The organism is Photobacterium piscicola (assembly GCF_046058925.1).
GTDB lineage: Bacteria > Pseudomonadota > Gammaproteobacteria > Enterobacterales > Vibrionaceae > Photobacterium > Photobacterium piscicola.
In genome coordinates, this window is sequence record NZ_CP175534.1 from 2,798,813 (window position 1) to 2,817,894 (window position 19,082).

Below are 19,082 nucleotides of genomic sequence, written 5' to 3' on the forward strand. Positions count from 1 at the left end.
TTCCGTTTCTACAAATAGGAACAGAATGGTAATGAATTGACTGTGCTAAATAATCTTCTCTATAAATAGATTAGGTTATTTGTATTGGTCACTCAGTTCATTGATAAATCTTTCGACTTAACTATTCAACGAGTGCCCACACAGATTGCATGGTCAAATTGTTAAAGAACACACTGAATATCGGTAACCGCTTGCGCCGTTGTCCGTGTCAGTGAAGTCGCATTATAGGGAGATTTTATTGGCTGACAATCGTTTTTTAACAAAAAAAAACCGTTTGAACATTTTTTGTTCAAAACGGTTTACTTTGGATTAAATTGTGTCTTTTTAGCGATGATAGCCGTTGTTTAATCAAATTCACTGTATTTAGAGATAGCGGTTTTTAGAGATACCGCTTGAGATACGCCACGGCGATCAGCCCAACTGACACTAACATTAATAGTTCGCAGTGCATCTGATAACGATAAAGTGTTGGCATCACAAGTAAGTGTATAATCAGTACCACTCACCATCGATTGCAGACAATTAGTTGGTGCTGCCATACTTTCAAAAGCAATCAATCCAGTCGCGCCACTGATACTACTGGCGCGGGTTTGGTAATACTCCATCTGCGCTTCTGCTATATGAAGTGCATCTAGAGTCTTTAATGCGTTTTCTGCTTTTACTTCCATATAAGCTTGCATCTTCACTAAACCCAATACACCAACAGAAAGTACACCAAGAGCAATCACTACTTCTAATAAGCTAAAGCCTATTATTTTTTTGATATTCGAAGTCATGCCAAGATCCTTGTATCCATGAAATTTTTGAATTATCGTTAGGGCTAGCATCACCTTTAAAATTAAAACTCATAGAACTATTAAAGACAGATAATCTACCAGGGGAATCTAAAACAAGTCCTCCTACAGGAACAAATGATCCAGCCTGATAATAGACCGCTTTCTTTTTATCGTTTGCACCTAGAGTGTCACCACTACTTATACCATTCCATTCAACACTTATATCATCAATAAGATCTGTGTATAAATGGTATATCATCCCATAAAATTCAACAGCACCATAAGTAGCAAATATTCCATTTTCAATAACTAACAAACGAGCTGTTTTATTTAAACCACCAACCAGTCTTCCATCCTTTAAATCACAATGACCATTAACCCAAACTTTATTATTTATTAAGAAAGCATCGCTTATTTTTTTATCACACTCAGTAATTGAACCATCAATTTCAATAAATTCTTTCTTTATATTAGCCAATTCATTTCTAGATGCACCAAAGGCATTCTCAAACGGATCAAATGTATCATCAAAAACAAAATCGCCTTTTATATTTAACTTTGTTATATTATCTTCAGTCGAAGAATTTTCTTTTAAGTGCGTTTTAACAATACATTCTGCATTTTCAGGAAAATTATTATAAGGTCCATCTTTTTTAGGATTAAAAACCTCTAACTCCTTACCACTATTTTCATAATAAAAATTATTACTATATCTAATAGAAACACATTTATATTTACCATTTGAATCAACATCTTCAACATCAGGATAAATATCATAATCACCAATTAATTTTAAATCTGATCTTGCTTGTATAGCTCCAGCTAAACGTGAGGATAAATTTATTTTTTTCTTGATTATTTTATTCGATATACCTACATACTCACTATTAATGTAATTTTCATCATCTATAGATACATTTACATCAGCTAAATTTAATGTACTTTTACAATCAATAAATGTTGATTTTGCATCTGATATATTTCCAGCCTTTTGAATTTGAGAAAACCCACACTCCAGCCCACCTTCGGCCGCCCAGTGCGCTTGCCTCGCTAATACTTCATTTTGAGTACGTTTAATCTGATAAAATAAATTCTTATATGAAGCCAATGAAAATAACAGCGCCACTATTAATAACATGCTGGTAATTAATAATGTCGTCATCCCTGACTGTTGATGCTTATTCATTATGCCAATTCCTTGCTTTAATCTGAATCGACTTCGCAGTACTTACTGCATCATCATTTTTTAAATGCGCAGCAAGCGTTATTTTAATTAATTGACTGGTCGCACTCGCAGAGCTAATAGGTTTATTCTCAATATCAAATTGATTTACATAGATCTGCTTATCATAAATTAATGAATAAGCATCTGTTGGATTACAAGCTGTAGATATCGTTTTTATTGCCGAAGATACGCGATAAACTAATTTTTTATCTTGTTCGTTATACATCAATTCATTATATCGACGCCCATCAGGAGAATCATAAGCGTAAGCTAAACAGTTATTCTCAGGATTTACATAAACGACATTACTCGCACCTGATAACTTCAGACTTGAAGCCCCACTCGACACATACCCTGCTCGTAGTACATCTTCTTTAATTAATCGAAAAGCATCATTCACATCTTGCTCTAGTAACAACTCTAATGAACGCTTATTCGCGGCTTGATAACCAGATAAAAAAACAGATCCCACAACACCAATGGCAATTAAACCCACCGATGAGGCTATGAGTAATTCAATTAAGCTAAAGCCTTGATTAGCACTCTTCATAAGTACCCAACTTTTCAGAACCAGCTTCTAAGCAGGTATAAATACGCCCAGTAATGGTATAAACCGTTGTTTTTAATTTATAGTCACCAATGCTATAACGATAACTACCATTAGCATTAGGTTTTCCATGAAGAGGATCAAAAGAAAATTGATTCAATGTGCGGCTATTTCCAAAATTTATTCCAGAAAAGTTAGCACTGTCAATAGATGAAAGACCACCCGTATCAATATAGTCACAACTTTCTTTACTTACATCTATTAAATCTTTTGAAGTAAAAATACACCAATTACTGTGTATCCTCGAAATAGGCATGGAACTATACACATACACCTCCCCTCCACGCATCACCGCTTCTGATTTGGCTTGTACCAATAACCATTCTATTTCTGTCGCCAAGCGTTTAACTTTATTCGATTCAATGAGGCCACTGAAACTTGGGGCTGCCATTGCTGCAACAATGCCGATGATCACCACCGTGAACACCAATTCCAACAGAGTAAATCCCCGCTGACGGTCACCATTGTGATGTATGTGATGAAAATGCGTGGTAATTTCGCGAGCCATTCCCCAAATCCCTATTAACGTCATTCTGATCCCTAAGAACAACTTGATTCAGAGTTTATCACCACCGCAAAATAGCAGAATAAGGATATCAACCAGTTATCGAGACAACTCGAATATTTAAGAGATTACGGAAGATGATTAAACAAAAAGGCGTGACGCTGATCGAAATGTTGATTGTAGTGGCAGTCATTGGAGTATTAACCGCCATTGCTTACCCTTCATATCAATCGCATGTATTGAAGGGGCATCGTACTCAGGCGATGGGGGATCTGATTATGATCCAGCTGGCTATGGAAGATAAACGTACAGGGGGAAAGGCTTATTCAGATTTTGATGGTCATACGAATTCTGAAATTGAAACTGATCTTTGCGGTAGTTGCGTAAATGAAGAGCGCTATAGCTATAAAATTAGCGCGTCTGACACAACATACACCATTACAGCAACACCAAACACAATACAAGATTCAGATGAGTGCTCTGAACTAAAGCTAAATCAAACCAGTAAAGGATCACCGTCTGAGTGCTGGTAATATTTTCACTGGCTTCTTTTATGCTCAAACGCGTGATAAGTAGATCACGGATAGCTCGTGCCTCTCTTCCGAGATGACGGATTATTTCCTTTATGGTGAGGGGCTTAGTTCTACTTATTCCACTAATTAAGTGGTCATATTTTTTAAAAAGCTCGATACCCTATCGCCCTCGCGGGTATTCACTGTAAGGAATGACGGATATTCTTGGTATAAAAAAACCGCTACTAGCATTCACTAATAGCGGTTTTTATTTATTCTTTTTTACGACTGATTAGTTGGTTAAATCGTCGAAAAACTTCTTTACACCGTTGAAGAAACCTTCTGATTTTGGCTTGTGCTTACTCGCATCTTTACCACCAAATGTTTCTTCCAGTTCTTGCAGTAGTTCTTTTTGACGCTTGCTTAAATGTACTGGTGTTTCAACCACCAATTTACAGATAAGATCACCGCGTAAACCACCACGAACCGAATCAACACCTTTACCACGCATACGGAACATACGGCCCGTTTGCATCTCAGCCGGTACTTTTAAGCTTACACGGCCATCAAGGGTTGGTACTTCAACTTCACCACCTAATGCTGCCATAGTGAAACTTACAGGTACTTCACAATGTAGATTATTACCTTCACGCTGGAAAATGTGGTGATCTTTAACATGTACTTGAACGTACAAGTCACCCGCTGGTGCGCCTAATTCTCCAGCTTCGCCTTCGCCCGTTAAGCGAATACGATCGCCAGTATCGACACCCGCAGGGATCTTAACTGAAAGCGTTTTAGTTTCTTCTACACGGCCTTCGCCATGACACTTATCACATGGATCTTTGATAATTTGGCCACGACCATGACAGTGTGGACATGTTTGCTGAACCGCAAAGAAGCCCTGACGCATCTGCACTTGTCCAGCACCATGACAGGTACCACATGTTGTTGCAGATGAACCTTTTTTAGCGCCTGAACCGTCACAGCAATCACAACCAACTAATGTTGGTACACGGATTTCTTTCGAACAACCGCGAACAGCTTCTTCCAACGTTAGTTCCATGTTGTAGCGAAGATCTGAACCACGCTGTGCGCGTTGTTGACGACGGCCACCGCCACCACCAAAGATATCACCAAACACATCACCAAAGATGTCACTGAAGTCTGCACCGCCGCCGAAGCCGCCGCCGCCACCGCCCATACCACCTTGTTCAAAGGCTGCATGGCCGTATTGATCGTAAGCAGCGCGCTTTTGGTCGTCTGTTAGAATTTCATAAGCGTACTTCACTTCTTTGAATTTCTCAGCAGATTCCGCATCACCCTGGTTACGGTCGGGGTGGAACTTCATTGCTAAGCGCTTATAAGCTTTTTTAATGTCACGCTCACTTGCGTCACGAGCCACACTTAACACTTCGTATAAATCACGTTTCGACATAACTTGATTGTCACCTAGCTAGATATAGTTACGGGCGTTAGAGTAACCTCAAACGCCCGTAATTTAAACAAGATGTTAATTAATAGATATTAATAACGTCTTATTTGTTGTCTTTAACTTCTTCAAACTCAGCATCAACAACGTCGTCGTCTTGCTTAGCTTGTTGCTCGCCAGTTGCGCCATCAGCTTGTTGTGCTTGCGCTTTTTGTTGAGCGATTTCCATTAGCTTTTGAGATGCTGCAACAACCGCTTGTACTTTCGCATCGATTGTTTCTTTATCTTCGCCTTTGCGTGCTTCTTCTAGTTCAGCAACAGCAGCTTCGATTTTTGCTTTCTCATCAGCAGGAAGTGCTTCACCAGCTTCTTCAATTTGCTTACGAGTACCGTGAACAAGTTGGTCAGCTTGGTTACGAGCAGTTACTAGCTCTTCAAACTTCTTATCCGCTTCTTTGTTAGCTTCAGCTTCTTGAACCATCTTCTCGATGTCAGCATCGCTTAGGCCACCAGACGCTTGGATAGTGATCTTCTGCTCTTTACCTGTAGTCTTGTCTTTCGCTGAAACGTTTAGGATACCATCGGCATCTAGGTCAAACGTTACTTCGATTTGAGGCATACCACGTGGCGCAGCTTGAATACCTTCTAGGTTAAATTGACCTAGAGATTTGTTGAAGCTTGCTTGCTTACGCTCACCTTGAATAACGTGGATAGTTACCGCGTTTTGGTTATCTTCAGCAGTAGAGAACACTTGGTTCGCTTTTGTTGGGATAGTTGTATTCTTCTCGATAAGCTTAGTCATTACGCCACCCATGGTTTCAATACCAAGAGATAGTGGAGTAACGTCTAGAAGTAGCACGTCTTTAACGTCACCAGCAAGTACACCACCTTGAACAGCAGCGCCTACAGCAACAGCTTCATCAGGGTTAACGTCTTTACGTGGCTCTTTGCCGAAGAATTCAGTTACTTTAGCCTGAACCATTGGCATACGAGTTTGACCACCAACAAGGATGATGTCGTTAATGTCGCTAACAGATAGACCAGCATCTGAGATAGCTACTTTTAGTGGCTCAAGAGTACGTTGTACTAGATCTTCTACTAGAGATTCTAGTTTCGCACGAGTCACTTTGATGTTCATGTGCTTAGGACCAGTCGCGTCAGCTGTGATGTAAGGTAGGTTAACATCAGTTTGCTGTGCAGAAGATAGTTCGATTTTCGCTTTCTCTGCTGCTTCTTTTAGACGCTGCATTGCAAGAGGATCGTGCTTAAGATCGATACCTTGCTCTTTTTTGAACTCGTCTGCTAAGTAGTTGATTAGACGTGTATCGAAGTCTTCACCACCAAGGTGTGTATCACCATTAGTTGCTAGAACTTCAAATGTTTTCTCGCCTTCAACTTCATCGATTTCGATGATTGAGATATCAAAAGTACCGCCACCAAGGTCGTAAACAGCGATAGTGCGGTCGCCGCCAGTCTTATCAAGACCGTAAGCTAGAGCAGCTGCAGTTGGTTCGTTGATGATACGTTTAACATCCAGACCTGCGATACGGCCAGCATCTTTTGTTGCTTGACGCTGTGCATCGTTAAAGTATGCAGGTACTGTGATAACTGCGCCAGTTACTGGTTCGCCCAGGAAGTCTTCTGCAGTTTTCTTCATTTTCTTTAGGATTTCAGCAGATACTTGAGGAGCAGCCATTTTTTGGCCTTTCGCTTCTACCCATGCATCACCGTTGTCAGCCTTAACAATTTTGTAAGGCATGATTTCGATATCACGCTGAACTTCTTCGTCTTCAAAACGACGACCAATTAGACGCTTGATAGCGAATAATGTGTTTTCAGGGTTAGTTACCGCCTGACGTTTTGCAGGTTGACCAACTAGTGTTTCACCATCTTGCGTGTATGCAACAACTGATGCTGTTGTACGCTCGCCTTCTGCGTTCTCAATTACACGTGGCTTGTCGCCGTCAAGTACTGCTACACAAGAGTTAGTTGTACCTAAGTCAATACCAATGATCTTACCCATCAGACAATCTCCGAAATTCGTTATATGTTCTTAACTATACCCATATATCAAATGGGTTAGCGGTTCGGGATAAACCCGTGACAAATACATTTAATGTCTTATGACTACTAGATAAGGTCGCCAGATTACTTTTCAAGGGGCGATCCCAAAAAAAATGCAAAAAAATAAAAAAACCCACCAAAGTGGGTCTTATTTTGCGTCATTATCAAGTAAGTCTTGAATCATTCGCTGTAAATTACGCTTGAGTATTCACGTTACCCGCAGCGGCTTTTGATACCATTACCATTGCTGGACGGATCACACGGCCATTTAGCTCGTAACCTTTTTGCATTACAGCCATGACTGTATTAGGTGCAAAATCAGCACTTTCTTGCATCGCCATTGCTTGATGGAATTCAGGATTAAAAGCTTCACCTTGTGGATCAATCACTTTTAGGCCAAATTTACCAACGGTTGTTGTCATTGTCATCAATGTCAATTCAACACCTTCCATCATTGCTTTAGTTGCGTCGTTATTCTTGTCGGCCATTTCAATAGCGCGCTCAAGGTTATCAATAACTGGCAATAATTCTTCAGCAAATTTGTTTAATGCGTATTTACGTGCTTTATCAATTTCTTGCTCAGAACGACGACGAACATTCTCGCCTTCAGCACGTGCGCGCAATGCCGCATCTTTTACTTCATTAACTTCTGCATCTTTTGCTAATAAAGCAGCTTCAAGTTCTGCAATACGAGCTACGTATAACTCTTGCTCAGATTCAACAAACTCACCCTCGACAGCTTCGACTTCAACAGCTTCAACTGTATCGTTTAGCTGCTCATCCTGTACATCGTGTTTTTTGTTAGTCATGCGTTGGTTCTCCGCCAAGATAAAAGGGTTTTATTCACTCAGTAGCCTTATTAGATAAGTGCCACTTTTAAAATAGTCTTGAGCATATTATGGGGATGAAGTTCAATGATTCAAGCCAATATTGACAACAAACCACGACAAGTTGTTTTTTCTAAGGCTATACTGACCCACCATCATTTGTCGGAACAGGGACATGAAGCGTATTTTTGATACTATCGCGTTAATTGGCAAACCACGTAATCCTGAGGCATTACAAACTCACTCAAGCCTATATGAGTGGTTAACCGCGCAAGGCTATAACGTGTTAGTCGATCATCGATTAGCCAACGATATTGACGTACCTGAGCATTGTTTTTGTGATTTGCTCACCATTGGTGATAAAGCAGATCTCGCAGTTGTTGTTGGTGGTGACGGCAATATGCTCGGTGCTGCTCGCGTTTTATCACGGTTTGATATTTCAGTGATTGGCGTTAACCGTGGCAATCTTGGTTTCCTGACTGATCTTGATCCTGAAGATTTTGAGCAACAGCTTGCTCTAGTATTAGCTGGCGAATTTATCAAAGAAGATCGGTTTTTACTTGAAGCTGAAGTGCATCGTCACGGGCAAATAAAAAGCCGTAATGCCGCATTAAACGAAGCGGTGTTACATCCAGATAAAATTGCCCATATGATAGAATTTGAAGTTTATATTGATGATTGCTTTGCTTTCTCGCAACGTTCTGATGGCTTAATTATTGCGACCCCAACAGGTTCAACAGCCTATTCACTATCAGGTGGCGGCCCAATTTTATCAACCAGTTTAAATGCCATTGCACTGGTGCCAATGTTCCCTCACACCCTGTCTTCTCGCCCATTAGTCGTTGATGGCGATCGTTGTATTAAACTGCTGGTGTCCCCCAATAATGGCAGCACCCTAGAAGTCAGTTGTGATGGTCAAGTATCGCTTCCCGTAAGTCCTGGTGATGAAATTCATATTTATCAAAGTGAAGATCGCCTGCAACTGATCCACCCTAAGAATTACAGCTACTACAATGTCCTACGTGGCAAATTAGGCTGGTCGAGTCGACTATTTTAAAATAAACACCACTTTTCTCCCTCAAAACCAGCACATTTTAGCGGCTGGTTTTTTGTAACTACTCAAAAAGTTAATCTAAGTCACATTTTATCTGAATAATTATCGCCCCAGTACTTTACTGGTTATAGATACAGTATATACTGTATGAAAAAACAGGTGTTGATTTAAACAGGTGAACACAATGCTCGCGCATATGACGATCTCTAATTTTGCTATTGTCAAAACTCTTCAATTTGAACTAAAACCCGGCATGACCACCATTACAGGTGAAACCGGTGCAGGTAAATCTATTGCAATTGATGCCTTAGGTTTATGTTTAGGTGATCGCGCTGAAGCCTCTATGGTGCGACCAAATGAAGATAAAGCTGAAATTTCAGCCGCATTTTTATTGGCAAATAACCAAGCAGCTCGACGTTGGCTCGAAGATAATGAGCTCATTGATGGTGAAGAGTGTATTTTGCGCCGTGTGATCACCAAAGAAGGCCGCTCACGTGGTTTTATTAATGGCAGCCCTGTTCCCGCATCGCAGCAAAAAGCGTTAGGGCAACTACTGATTAATATTCATGGTCAACACGCACACCAACAGCTAATGCGCCCTGAATATCAACAACACATGCTTGATCAATATGCAGGTCATCATCTATTAATTGATCGTACTCGCAGTGCTTATCAACGCTGGCGTCAAGCACATAACGAGCTAAAACGCTTAACCCAAAGCCGTGATGAAAACGAAGCACAAAAACAACTCTTACAATACCAAGTTAAAGAGCTTGATGAATTAGCCCTTGGCGAAGAAGAATTCATTGAGATCGAAGAAGAACATAAACGCCTATCAAATTCAGGTGAACTGGCTATTTCAAGTCAAACCGCCTTATCGATGCTTTATGACAACGATGATGGTAACGCGCTGCAACTGTTACAAATGGCTTGTCAGCAAGTGAACAACCTTGGTGAATATGACAGCAGTTTAAGTGCGATTCCGCAAATGCTGGAAGAAGCCATTATTCAAGTTCAAGAAGCAAGCCAAGAGCTACGCAGCTATCTTGATAATTTAGACATGGATCCGCACCGCTTAATTTACCTTGAAGAGCGTTTAGCTAAAATCATGTCGATGGCACGTAAACACTATGTAATGCCAGCCGAGCTTTATCAAAAGCACCATGATTTACTGAAAGAACTTGATAACCTTGATTGTAGCGATGAACGCCTAGAAGACATGGCGGCTAACGTTGAAAATCTACGTCAACAATGCATTGAAGCGGCTGAAAAGCTAAGTAAAAGCCGCCAACGTTACGCCAAAGAGCTTGACCAAAAAATCACTGAAAGTATGCATATGTTAAGTATGGAACACGGTGAATTTGAAATTGCACTCACCAGCGATCCTGAGCGTATGTTAAGCCCATTAGGTTACGACAGCATTAATTTCTTAGTTTCAACTAACCCAGGTCAACCATTACAGCCATTAGGCAAAGTGGCCTCAGGTGGTGAGCTTTCCCGTATTTCACTTGCGATTCAAGTGATCACCGCTCAAAAAGTTGAAACGCCAAGTTTGATTTTCGATGAAGTCGATGTGGGTATCAGTGGGCCAACAGCCGCTATCGTCGGTAAAATGCTACGCAAACTAGGTAAATCAACCCAAGTTATGTGTGTGACTCACTTACCACAAGTTGCAGGTTGTGGTCATCAGCAAATGTTTGTCGCCAAGAAAACCACCGATGGTCAAACTGAAACACAGATGCGTCCATTAAGCACTGATGATCGTATTGCTGAACTAGCACGTCTATTAGGCGGCAGTGAGATTACTGAGCGCACTCTCGCAAATGCGAAAGAACTGCTGGTTGCGGCATGATTTAATTTCGCATCTTGCGCGAATATGAAATAAACTAAAACCTTGATGCAACTATTGCGGCCAGCAGTAGTCGAATATCAAAATATATTACTTTTTTTCTTTACCGCTTTTTACTTCTGCCAAGACCTTGTTTATCATCGCAGCAGTTAAAGCTAAAAAGCCAGGATGCTATGAGTTGGAAAAACATTGCAGCCCTAACCTTAGTGTTGGGCTTACTTAGCGGCTGTTCGGTCGCTGAACGTTTGGTTTATCGTATTGATATTGACCAAGGCAACTATGTAGAACAAAAAAGTGTTAATACCTTGCGTGTTGGCATGACGAAAACGCAAGTTCAATATGTGCTGGGTACACCTATGTTAGTTGACCCAAGTTACCCCAACACATGGAACTACATTTTCTACGAACAAAATGGTCATGATAAGCCGGTTCAAAAGAACTTGTTCTTAACTTTCAACCAACAGGCACAGCTTGTTAGTATGAAAGGTGATTACAAACAAGGCCCTAACTTCATGGATCCTATGAATTAATTCTATTCATAGAAAATGGTTGTTTTCAAAGTAATAAAAAAAGCTCGCTAATGGCGTAATGCATGTGAATTAAGATAATTTACGCTTCCTTGAAGGCCTAGTCGCATAGCGACTAGGCCTTTTCTTTACTGCCCTTGGATAACTTCTTTCCTGCCTTTCTGGTAGTACAAAGCTTTCTGCCATATCAAGTATATATCTCAATATTTCAGGATACCGACCAGCTGCAACCGCTGGTAATAGTTGAAGTTGGCTTGTTAAGAATATCGAGGCTTGCTTAAAGCCTATTTGATACGGCATGACACTTTTTAATGAGTATGCCATTTGGCACATCATGAACCGTAACAAGTTATAAGCTAATAACATTCCCCATAATTCTTGAGTCACTAGCGCTGGCGTTTTGCTTCTTAACGTTATCGTTCCTTGTAACATATATTGTTTCATTTCTCGGTAACCCAGCTCAATCTCCCAACGGTGGCTATAAAGCTCTGCAATATCAGCGCCTATATAACGTTTGGGATCGGTCATTGACGTTAATAATTTCACTTCGCGACCTTTGATCGTGGTTGTCACTAAGCGTGCTTCCATTGTCACGGGCGCATCAATCCACTTTTTTCGAGCTTGTGGCGACAAGGTTAACTCTATGAGTTATTGGCCTTTACCTAGCTTTCTTAACGTTTTGTATTGGGCGCCTTTACGTAATGGGATAAGCCAATGCCTTTCTTGCCCCGTACTTTGCCATTTATGCAGTAAGCCTAAGGCGTAAAAACCACGATCAAACAGCGTTAGACTATGATCTGGCGCTTTTTCAATGAGTTGGGCTGTTAAATCAACCTCACTGACAGAAACAGAATCAAATGCAGCGCTATTTAAAAGGTGGCTAGTTAGTTCCATATGGCAAACCATACGCACTTGAGGATAATCGGATGTTGTTGTTTTATTGCCTGTTCTTGAAAATGCTTGGTCATTTTCTTTTGTGTCTGGCGTACGCCAGACAACACCATCGACAGCATGCAATGTGAGACCATGCCAATCCGGATGAGGTGTTTTCTCATGCCACAACTGTTGTGTTTTATTAAAGACAGCTTCTACTGGTTCATGCCCTAATTTCTTACGAGCATGAATCACAGCACTTGGGGCAACAAATGGCTTTTTTCCTGGTAATAGGATGTCTAATTGAGACACCACTTTGCTCATCGACAAATGTCGATAAAGTGACATACCAACGACACTCCAAACCATTAACTCCATTGGTAATCTTCGTTTTCGAATAGTTGTAACACCTGTATCTAGAAGGCATTGGTCAATAAGTGTTGGACAAAGTAAGTCTGATAAGCCGTTTAATTTATCAGCTGAGAAGGCATGTATCTGTTCAAGTGCTTGTCTTAAAAACATAAAAAAATCCAAGTGCATTAAATACACTTGGATTTTTACACATCTACAGGATCGTTCAACTGATCATTTTGGGCTTAACTGATCAGCATTACGCTAATGGCGAGCTTTTTGTTGTCTGCAATAAAATAAGTATTACTTTTCAGCGTCTTTTTTAGCTTGTTCTGCACGCTTGCGGCGGATCTCACGCGGATCAGCCACTAATGGACGATAAATTTCAATCCGATCGCCATCGCGTGCGGTCGCGTCTAATTTCACATTACGACTATAGATACCGACTTTATTGATGTTTAGATCAATCTCAGGGTACATGGTTAATATCCCTGATTGTTCGATGATCGCTTGAATCGGGGTTTCAGCAACAACCGCCAGCTTTAACACCCGCTGCACGTTGGGCAGTGCAAAAACAACCTCAACATGAATTAAGGGTTGATCAGAATGCATACACTTCTCTTGCTCGCTGTGTGAACGCCTGCACCATATTACTGGTCAGATCGCGAAAAACTTTACCAAAAGCAACATCAATTAGCCCACTGGTAAATTCAAACTCTAAGTTTAATTCAATCTTACAAGCAGTGGCATCAAGCTCAGTAAATGTCCATCCGCCGACTAATTTTCGAAAAGGGCCATCCACCAGCTGCATTTGAATCTGGTTAAAATCGACCAATTTATTATGCGTCACAAATGTTTTGCGTATACCGGCTTTGGCAACATCAACCGACGCCATCATATGACTGGCAGAACTCTCAATGATCTTACTGCCCGCACAACCGGGTAAAAACATCGGGTAAGACTCAACATCATTCACCAAGTTAAACATTTGTTGGGCACTAAAAGGCACCAGTGCCGAACGACTAATTTGTGGCATAGCTTCTCCTTCATCGAACGCATCCTCACTCTGAAGATAAAATCTATTCGCTGCGTTTAGTCAATGATACCATTACTGGGCTATCGACCAAAATAACAGTTACCATCAAGCGGTATTATGGTAACGTCAATAGCTTATTCGACCAGAAAAATCACTGATATTAGATTTTGTTCTGGGACTGCAACAATGACTCTACGAGGTCAACATGGCTAAAAAACCAAAGCAAAGTAGCAATACTATTGCCAAAAATAAAAGCGCTCGTTTTGAATTTGCCATCGGCGACGAATACGAAGCAGGTATGGTATTACAGGGTTGGGAAGTAAAAGCTATCCGTGACGGTAAAGTAAACATGACTGAAAGCTATGTTTTCTTACGTAACGGTGAAGCATTCATTTCAGGCTTAACCATTGCGCCATTAAACGCGGCATCAACCCACGTTGTGGCTGATCCAACCCGTGTACGTAAGCTATTGCTTAACCGTCGTGAACTGAGAAAACTAGAAGATTCAGTGAACCGCGAAGGCGATACTATCGTGGCATTGGTGATGTACTGGAGCACTTCTTTCGTAAAAGTGAAGATCGGTACTGCACGCGGTAAGAAACTGCATGATAAACGCGCTGACAGCAAAGCCAAAGATTGGCAACGTGATAAAGCCCGTATCATGAAAGGCAATAACCGTTAAGACACCTATGCAACATGATGTTAGCATTTGAATAGTAATCAATCACTTGGTCAGTGAATAATAATAAAGCTATTGACCTAGTTAAATATTCTGCTAACATCAAACGCATCTGGGGCTGATTCAGGATTCGACAGGATCACGAAGGCTTGTGGAGCATGTCGAGGTGCGGTTTGCCTCGTTAAACAACCGCAAAAAAATAGTCGCAAACGACGAAAACTTCGCACTAGCAGCTTAATACCCTGCTAAGAGCGCTCCTGCCCTAGCTTCCGCTTGTAAGACGGGGAATAACAGGGGTTCAAACCCAAACGAGATAGCGAGGGATTCTTTGACTAGAGAGATGAACCGCGAAATAGAATTCTGGTATGTATTAGCATAGCGTGTCAATTCGCAGTGTGGATACGAGAATAAAGATTGACTAAGCATGTAGCGCCATCTGTTAGACTGATTTTGGACGCGGGTTCAAATCCCGCCAGCTCCACCAAACGTTTGGAAAGGGCCACTTCTTTGGAAGTGGCCTTTTTTAATGCCTAAAACTCAATGAAATCATCATATTACTTTGTTTTAATTCCTTATATTCCCTTCAATAGGCTTACTTTAGCTCATAGTTGATGTACAAAATTATGGCTGTCCTTTGTTTCCTATGATGGGCTGGTGGAGTGAGCACATAGAACGTGCGGCATAAGGTAGTCTATCGGTTACAGGAAGAAATCTATTAAAAGTGGTTTAACAAAAAATATAATTGAGCCACTATTCAATTAATAGTGGCTCAACACTATGCCTTAAAAGTAACTAACTTAAATATTTTGGAATATCACTTCAAATTACCAGCTTATACCCGTTAGTTTTCAACCATTCTTTATGTTCAAGGTAATCAGGCATTACTCGTTCTACTTCACGCCAAAATTGTGGGGAGTGATCCATCTGGATTAAATGGCACAACTCATGAATAACTACGTAGTCCACTACACGATTAGGTGCCATCATAATTACCCAGTTAAACTCGACATCACCATAAGGTGTACAGCTACCCCAACGGCTTTTAAATGACTTAATTCTGATCACGCCCGTTTCTACGCCAACAATGCCAGCATAGCGTTCAACTTTTTCTCTGATCTTCTTCTCAGCTTGGCGCTTATACCACGCTATCAGCCCTTTGCGCGCATAAATACTGTGGTTGATATCATCGGGAAGTGTAATTGCTAAACGACCTTGAATAAGCCGTATAGATTGATAATCGCCATGATTCACTTTCAAGCGATAATTACGCCCTAAATACGAGAACGCCTCACCAGAAACAAACTCTTTATCGCGTTTAGGCGCAGCTTGTTTATGGATAGCCAGCTTTTCAATAATCCACGTATGTTTGCTTTCAACAACTTGTACAATACGTGAAAGATCTAATGCTTTAGGGACGGTAATAGACACCACACCTTCAATCACATTAATGGTGACTGTTTTGGTGCGCTTAGTACGAATTATGTTAACTACATAACCATTAGCCGTTATCTGTTCTAATACCGCTTTATCTGTTGCCATTACTTACCAAACTTTGTTTTTGCCAATTCCATAAATCGCTCTTGTAAGATACTGACCAATGCTTTATCGCCAAATGAGCGCATCAGCACATCTCGTTTAATCTCTTTCTTCATGCGTTTAATTTCATCTGGTTTATTGAAGAAATCAACAATCATTGTCGCTTCATTGATGCGTTCAACAAGCACTTGGCTGGTGGCCTTAACTTCTTCAAATACTGCTTCTTCAACCACACCACCACTGCTTACTTTAACCACTTCCGCCATCAATATATTATAAAAGGCATATTCTGTTTCAGATAAGCCTATATCTTGTGCGGCCTGTTTACGTTCACTGGCGATGTTATCAACCATATATGATAACAACTCAAGTTGCTGATCCCACTTGCCTGCCGTTTTTTCAATAATGTCACGTAAGCGCAAACTTAGTGAACGATAGTACTCAGGATCTTCATCAAGGTTAATGGTGATATGATGCTTAATTGCACTTTCCATTTCCGATGCTTTGGCTTCATCTGATTTATTGGCTTCTACGCTTTGTTTAAAGTTGGCAGCTAATAAATCTACAGGTGGAATTTTAGGATCAACACCTGTACTGAAAATATGGTTATCCACCAGCGCTCTTACTTTCTCACCCACACCCGATAAATCCATCCCCGTATCATGATAAATATTTCGAGCGTGATTATGTACCTTACCCAATAGCTTTAAATCAGCAATAAAAGGAGCCGCTGCCGCATCAGGTAAGACAATGTTCATCTGCTTACCAAAAGCCTTGAACGCCATTTCAAATTGCGCTCGCACCACTTCATCTTTAATTGCCAGTACATAATCTTCAATGTCATCCCCTTTCACATTTTTGAAAAAGGACATCGATCTCGTATGGGTCGCCTTTAACTTAGGGATTTCATCTTTTAAGCTTTGGTACGTTCCTTCAACATCATCACTACTAAATAATTGTAGCGCTTCAGTAAGATACCCAGATAAACCATAATAATCGACAATGTAGCCACAACTCTTACCTTTATAAGTACGGTTCACACGGGCAATAGCCTGCATTAAGGTATGATCTTGTAGCTTACGGTCGATATACATAACTTGAGCAATAGGCGCATCAAAGCCTGTTAACAGCATATCTTTAACAATTAAAAAGGCAGTATTATCGAACTTCTTATTTTTTTCTTCCGTTCCTACTTTATCAACACCAAATGGCTTTTTAAAATTGGCTATCGCTTTCTTTTGATGCACTTTATCGGTGTACTTGGCAATGTATGGCTTATCATTATGATCGCCCGAAATAATCACTTCAGAGAGTGGCGCACCTAATTCATCCAACGTTTGTTTATAGATAGCCGCAGCATGACGACTACCAACCACAATCATCGCTTTAAAACCGTCAGGGCGAATATGTTCACGATAATGCTTAATTAAATCTAAACACACCCAGCGAATACGTGCAGGCGCTTCACGAACAGCACGTTCAACACCATACTTTTTCTTGATTTCTCGTTGTTGTTCTTTGGTGTAACTGCCAAAGTATTCTTCAAACAGCTTATCTAATGATTCACCCGCAACTTCAGTTTTAACTTCTCGACCTTCATACAACAAACGCACCGTTGCCCCATCATCGACAGCCTCATTAATCTTGTACTGATCAATATAACCACCAAATGCTTGTGACATCTTTTGGGTTTTAAGTAACGGGGTTCCAGTAAAGCCAATCTTAGGCGCGTTGGGTAATGCCGCATTGATGGTCATGGCTAAGCCACCAAATTGGGTACGGTGTGCTTCGTCGGCTAATACAATGATTTTATCGCTAGGGTTCAAACCACTAAAACTTGATTTCCCCCCTTCCGTTAGCTCTTTTTCCAAATCAACGAACTTTTGCACCATCGCTGTCACAAGATCAGAACTGTCTTTCTTTAATAGCTCTTTTAATGTTTTAACGGAATCCGCGTTATAAACGGTTTCACCCTGTGCATCACGAAAGGTATTTGATAACTGCTCATCAAGCTGAGTGCGGTCGGTAATAAACACCAATTTATACTGTTTGAGCTCTTCATCACGACGCATTTTTACGGCTAACATCACCATCGTCAGTGACTTACCACTACCTTGGGTATGCCATACCACACCTGATTTATCTTGACGGGTCTTGCCTGATTTAATCCGTTCGATAACTTTATTCACTGCACGATATTGCTGATAACGAGCCACCTTTTTGATCATGCGCCCATCATCAGTTTCATAGATAACAAAGTTCTGCAAAATATCGAGGAAGCTAACAGGGTTAAATACACCTGCTAGCAGTCGTTGTTGGGCTGTTATACCTGAAGAGCTAGGCAATTCAATATCAAGGGCTGACGGTTCAAACTGATGATGCTCAGAAACAAAACGTTCTAAGTCCCATTTACCTTGCTTAATACGTAATTGAAGGGCTTGTGTTTCTAGTTGTGCATCAGTAAATGGATAGGCATCTTTCCAATCACCATAATGCTGAGCATTAGAACTGATAGTGCCTATTTTAGCTAAATCACGACAGCTCGATACCATAAACTGGTTATACCAAAACAGTCTTTCAGCACCTTCATTGTCTTCTGGGTGGCGCAAATTAGCATAACGTCTTAACTGATCGATCCCTGCTGACATCGGACTACTAATATACGGAGACTTACACTCAATTACCGCTAACGGAATGCCATTAACAAAACAAACAATATCAGGGATGATGTTTTGATTAACACCTTCCACTTTAAACTGATTTGTACACAGAAATTCATTGTTCTCTGGATGATCAAAATCAATCAGCTTAACCGTTTGACCTTTACGGCCTTTGCCTAAATCTTGTTCCACCGAAATATAATCCACCAGCATGTGATAGATAGCGTGGTTATATTCCATTAACGCAGCAAAGTGAGGATGGGTGATATCACGTACAACTTTGCGCAGGTTCTCTTCACTGATCCAAGGGTTAATGCGTTTAATCGCAGCCGATAGACGTTGCACCAATACTACATCTTTTAAAAAAGTACGCTCAGGCTCACCATCCACAATATAGTCAGGTGATAACTTTTTGCCATGAACATATACCCACCCCATGCTGATTAACTGAGCAATTGCAGGGGCTTCTACTTTATTAAATTCGTCTTGATTCATCGTCTACGTCTTAACCATCGAATAATTGTGGCTGATTTTACCGATAATCTGTTTTAAAAACAGTGATTAATAATCAT

Annotated in this window: 16 protein-coding genes, 1 other RNA gene and 1 pseudogene; 6 read left to right on the forward strand and 12 right to left on the reverse strand. The window is 40.7% G+C overall.

Annotated features, from left to right (window positions below):
* Positions 1-344: 344 nt before the first annotated feature.
* From ACJZU6_RS13245 to ACJZU6_RS13260, 4 genes are read right to left on the reverse strand one after another with little or no spacing between them, the layout of a single operon-like run.
* Complete coding sequence (locus tag ACJZU6_RS13245) at positions 345-776, reverse strand: type IV pilin (protein WP_408900408.1); 432 nt, start codon at positions 774-776, stop codon at positions 345-347.
* Positions 742-1,962 carry a hypothetical protein gene (locus ACJZU6_RS13250; protein ID WP_408900409.1) on the reverse strand — a complete coding sequence of 407 codons (1,221 nt, stop codon included), beginning with the start codon at positions 1,960-1,962 and terminating at the stop codon, positions 742-744. Before ACJZU6_RS13250 ends, ACJZU6_RS13245 begins: the two co-directional genes overlap by 35 nt.
* Positions 1,955-2,551, reverse strand: a complete 597-nt coding sequence (locus ACJZU6_RS13255; RefSeq protein WP_408900410.1) for a PilW family protein — start codon at positions 2,549-2,551, stop codon at positions 1,955-1,957. Before ACJZU6_RS13255 ends, ACJZU6_RS13250 begins: the two co-directional genes overlap by 8 nt.
* Entirely contained in the window at positions 2,538-3,116 is a 579-nt protein-coding gene (locus ACJZU6_RS13260) for a GspH/FimT family pseudopilin (protein ID WP_408900411.1), read from the reverse strand. Before ACJZU6_RS13260 ends, ACJZU6_RS13255 begins: the two co-directional genes overlap by 14 nt.
* 134 nt (positions 3,117-3,250) lie before the next feature.
* On the opposite strand from ACJZU6_RS13260, the gene ACJZU6_RS13265 reads away from it, so the two are divergent.
* Positions 3,251-3,646: a type IV pilin protein gene (locus ACJZU6_RS13265; RefSeq protein WP_408900412.1), complete on the forward strand. Its 396-nt coding sequence runs from the start codon at positions 3,251-3,253 to the stop codon at positions 3,644-3,646.
* A 271-nt stretch (positions 3,647-3,917) separates the two neighbouring features.
* Here the strand turns inward: ACJZU6_RS13265 and dnaJ are convergent, their stop codons facing one another.
* The 3 genes from dnaJ to grpE all read right to left on the reverse strand — a co-directional run bounded on the left by dnaJ (position 3,918) and on the right by grpE (position 7,927).
* Complete coding sequence (dnaJ, locus tag ACJZU6_RS13270; protein WP_408900413.1) at positions 3,918-5,060, reverse strand: molecular chaperone DnaJ; 1,143 nt, start codon at positions 5,058-5,060, stop codon at positions 3,918-3,920.
* Positions 5,061-5,160: 100 nt separating this feature from the next.
* The gene (gene dnaK / locus ACJZU6_RS13275) at positions 5,161-7,077 is read right to left on the reverse strand and encodes a molecular chaperone DnaK (protein WP_080158409.1); all 1,917 of its coding nucleotides are present in this window, start codon (positions 7,075-7,077) and stop codon (positions 5,161-5,163) included.
* A 235-nt stretch (positions 7,078-7,312) separates the two neighbouring features.
* The gene (gene grpE, locus ACJZU6_RS13280) at positions 7,313-7,927 is read right to left on the reverse strand and encodes a nucleotide exchange factor GrpE (protein ID WP_080158410.1); all 615 of its coding nucleotides are present in this window, start codon (positions 7,925-7,927) and stop codon (positions 7,313-7,315) included.
* A gap of 193 nt (positions 7,928-8,120) precedes the next feature.
* Between grpE and nadK the strand changes: the two genes are divergently transcribed.
* From nadK to bamE, 3 genes are all read left to right on the forward strand, one after another.
* A complete protein-coding gene (gene nadK / locus ACJZU6_RS13285; RefSeq protein WP_045032489.1) occupies positions 8,121-9,002 on the forward strand; it encodes an NAD(+) kinase in 882 nt (293 codons plus the stop codon).
* A gap of 181 nt (positions 9,003-9,183) precedes the next feature.
* Positions 9,184-10,851 carry a DNA repair protein RecN gene (gene recN / locus ACJZU6_RS13290; RefSeq protein WP_297474819.1) on the forward strand — a complete coding sequence of 556 codons (1,668 nt, stop codon included), beginning with the start codon at positions 9,184-9,186 and terminating at the stop codon, positions 10,849-10,851.
* A 170-nt stretch (positions 10,852-11,021) separates the two neighbouring features.
* Complete coding sequence (gene bamE, locus ACJZU6_RS13295; protein ID WP_036795911.1) at positions 11,022-11,378, forward strand: outer membrane protein assembly factor BamE; 357 nt, start codon at positions 11,022-11,024, stop codon at positions 11,376-11,378.
* A gap of 69 nt (positions 11,379-11,447) precedes the next feature.
* On the opposite strand, the pseudogene ACJZU6_RS13300 reads toward bamE, so the two are convergent.
* The 3 genes and pseudogenes from ACJZU6_RS13300 to ACJZU6_RS13310 all read right to left on the reverse strand — a co-directional run bounded on the left by ACJZU6_RS13300 (position 11,448) and on the right by ACJZU6_RS13310 (position 13,635).
* A pseudogene (locus tag ACJZU6_RS13300) lies at positions 11,448-12,770 on the reverse strand (IS4 family transposase).
* A gap of 132 nt (positions 12,771-12,902) precedes the next feature.
* Positions 12,903-13,211 (reverse strand): RnfH family protein, encoded by a 309-nt coding sequence (locus tag ACJZU6_RS13305; protein WP_080158412.1) that lies wholly within the window; start codon positions 13,209-13,211, stop codon positions 12,903-12,905.
* The gene (locus ACJZU6_RS13310) at positions 13,201-13,635 is read right to left on the reverse strand and encodes an SRPBCC family protein (RefSeq protein ID WP_080158413.1); all 435 of its coding nucleotides are present in this window, start codon (positions 13,633-13,635) and stop codon (positions 13,201-13,203) included. The genes ACJZU6_RS13305 and ACJZU6_RS13310 overlap by 11 nt, the downstream gene beginning before the upstream one ends.
* 205 nt (positions 13,636-13,840) lie before the next feature.
* Here ACJZU6_RS13310 and smpB point away from each other — a divergent pair, with 205 nt between their 5' ends.
* The gene (gene smpB, locus ACJZU6_RS13315; protein WP_036795915.1) at positions 13,841-14,317 is read left to right on the forward strand and encodes an SsrA-binding protein SmpB; all 477 of its coding nucleotides are present in this window, start codon (positions 13,841-13,843) and stop codon (positions 14,315-14,317) included.
* Positions 14,318-14,428: 111 nt separating this feature from the next.
* Positions 14,429-14,798, forward strand: a transfer-messenger RNA (tmRNA) gene (ssrA, locus tag ACJZU6_RS13320).
* 335 nt (positions 14,799-15,133) lie between these two features.
* On the opposite strand, the gene ACJZU6_RS13325 is transcribed toward ssrA, so the two are convergent.
* Together ACJZU6_RS13325 and ACJZU6_RS13330 are read right to left on the reverse strand one after the other, a co-directional pair.
* Positions 15,134-15,853: a M48 family metallopeptidase gene (locus ACJZU6_RS13325; protein ID WP_408900414.1), complete on the reverse strand. Its 720-nt coding sequence runs from the start codon at positions 15,851-15,853 to the stop codon at positions 15,134-15,136.
* A complete protein-coding gene (locus tag ACJZU6_RS13330; RefSeq protein ID WP_408900415.1) occupies positions 15,853-19,005 on the reverse strand; it encodes a type I restriction endonuclease subunit R in 3,153 nt (1,050 codons plus the stop codon). The genes ACJZU6_RS13325 and ACJZU6_RS13330 overlap by 1 nt, the downstream gene beginning before the upstream one ends.
* Positions 19,006-19,082 lie beyond the last annotated feature (77 nt).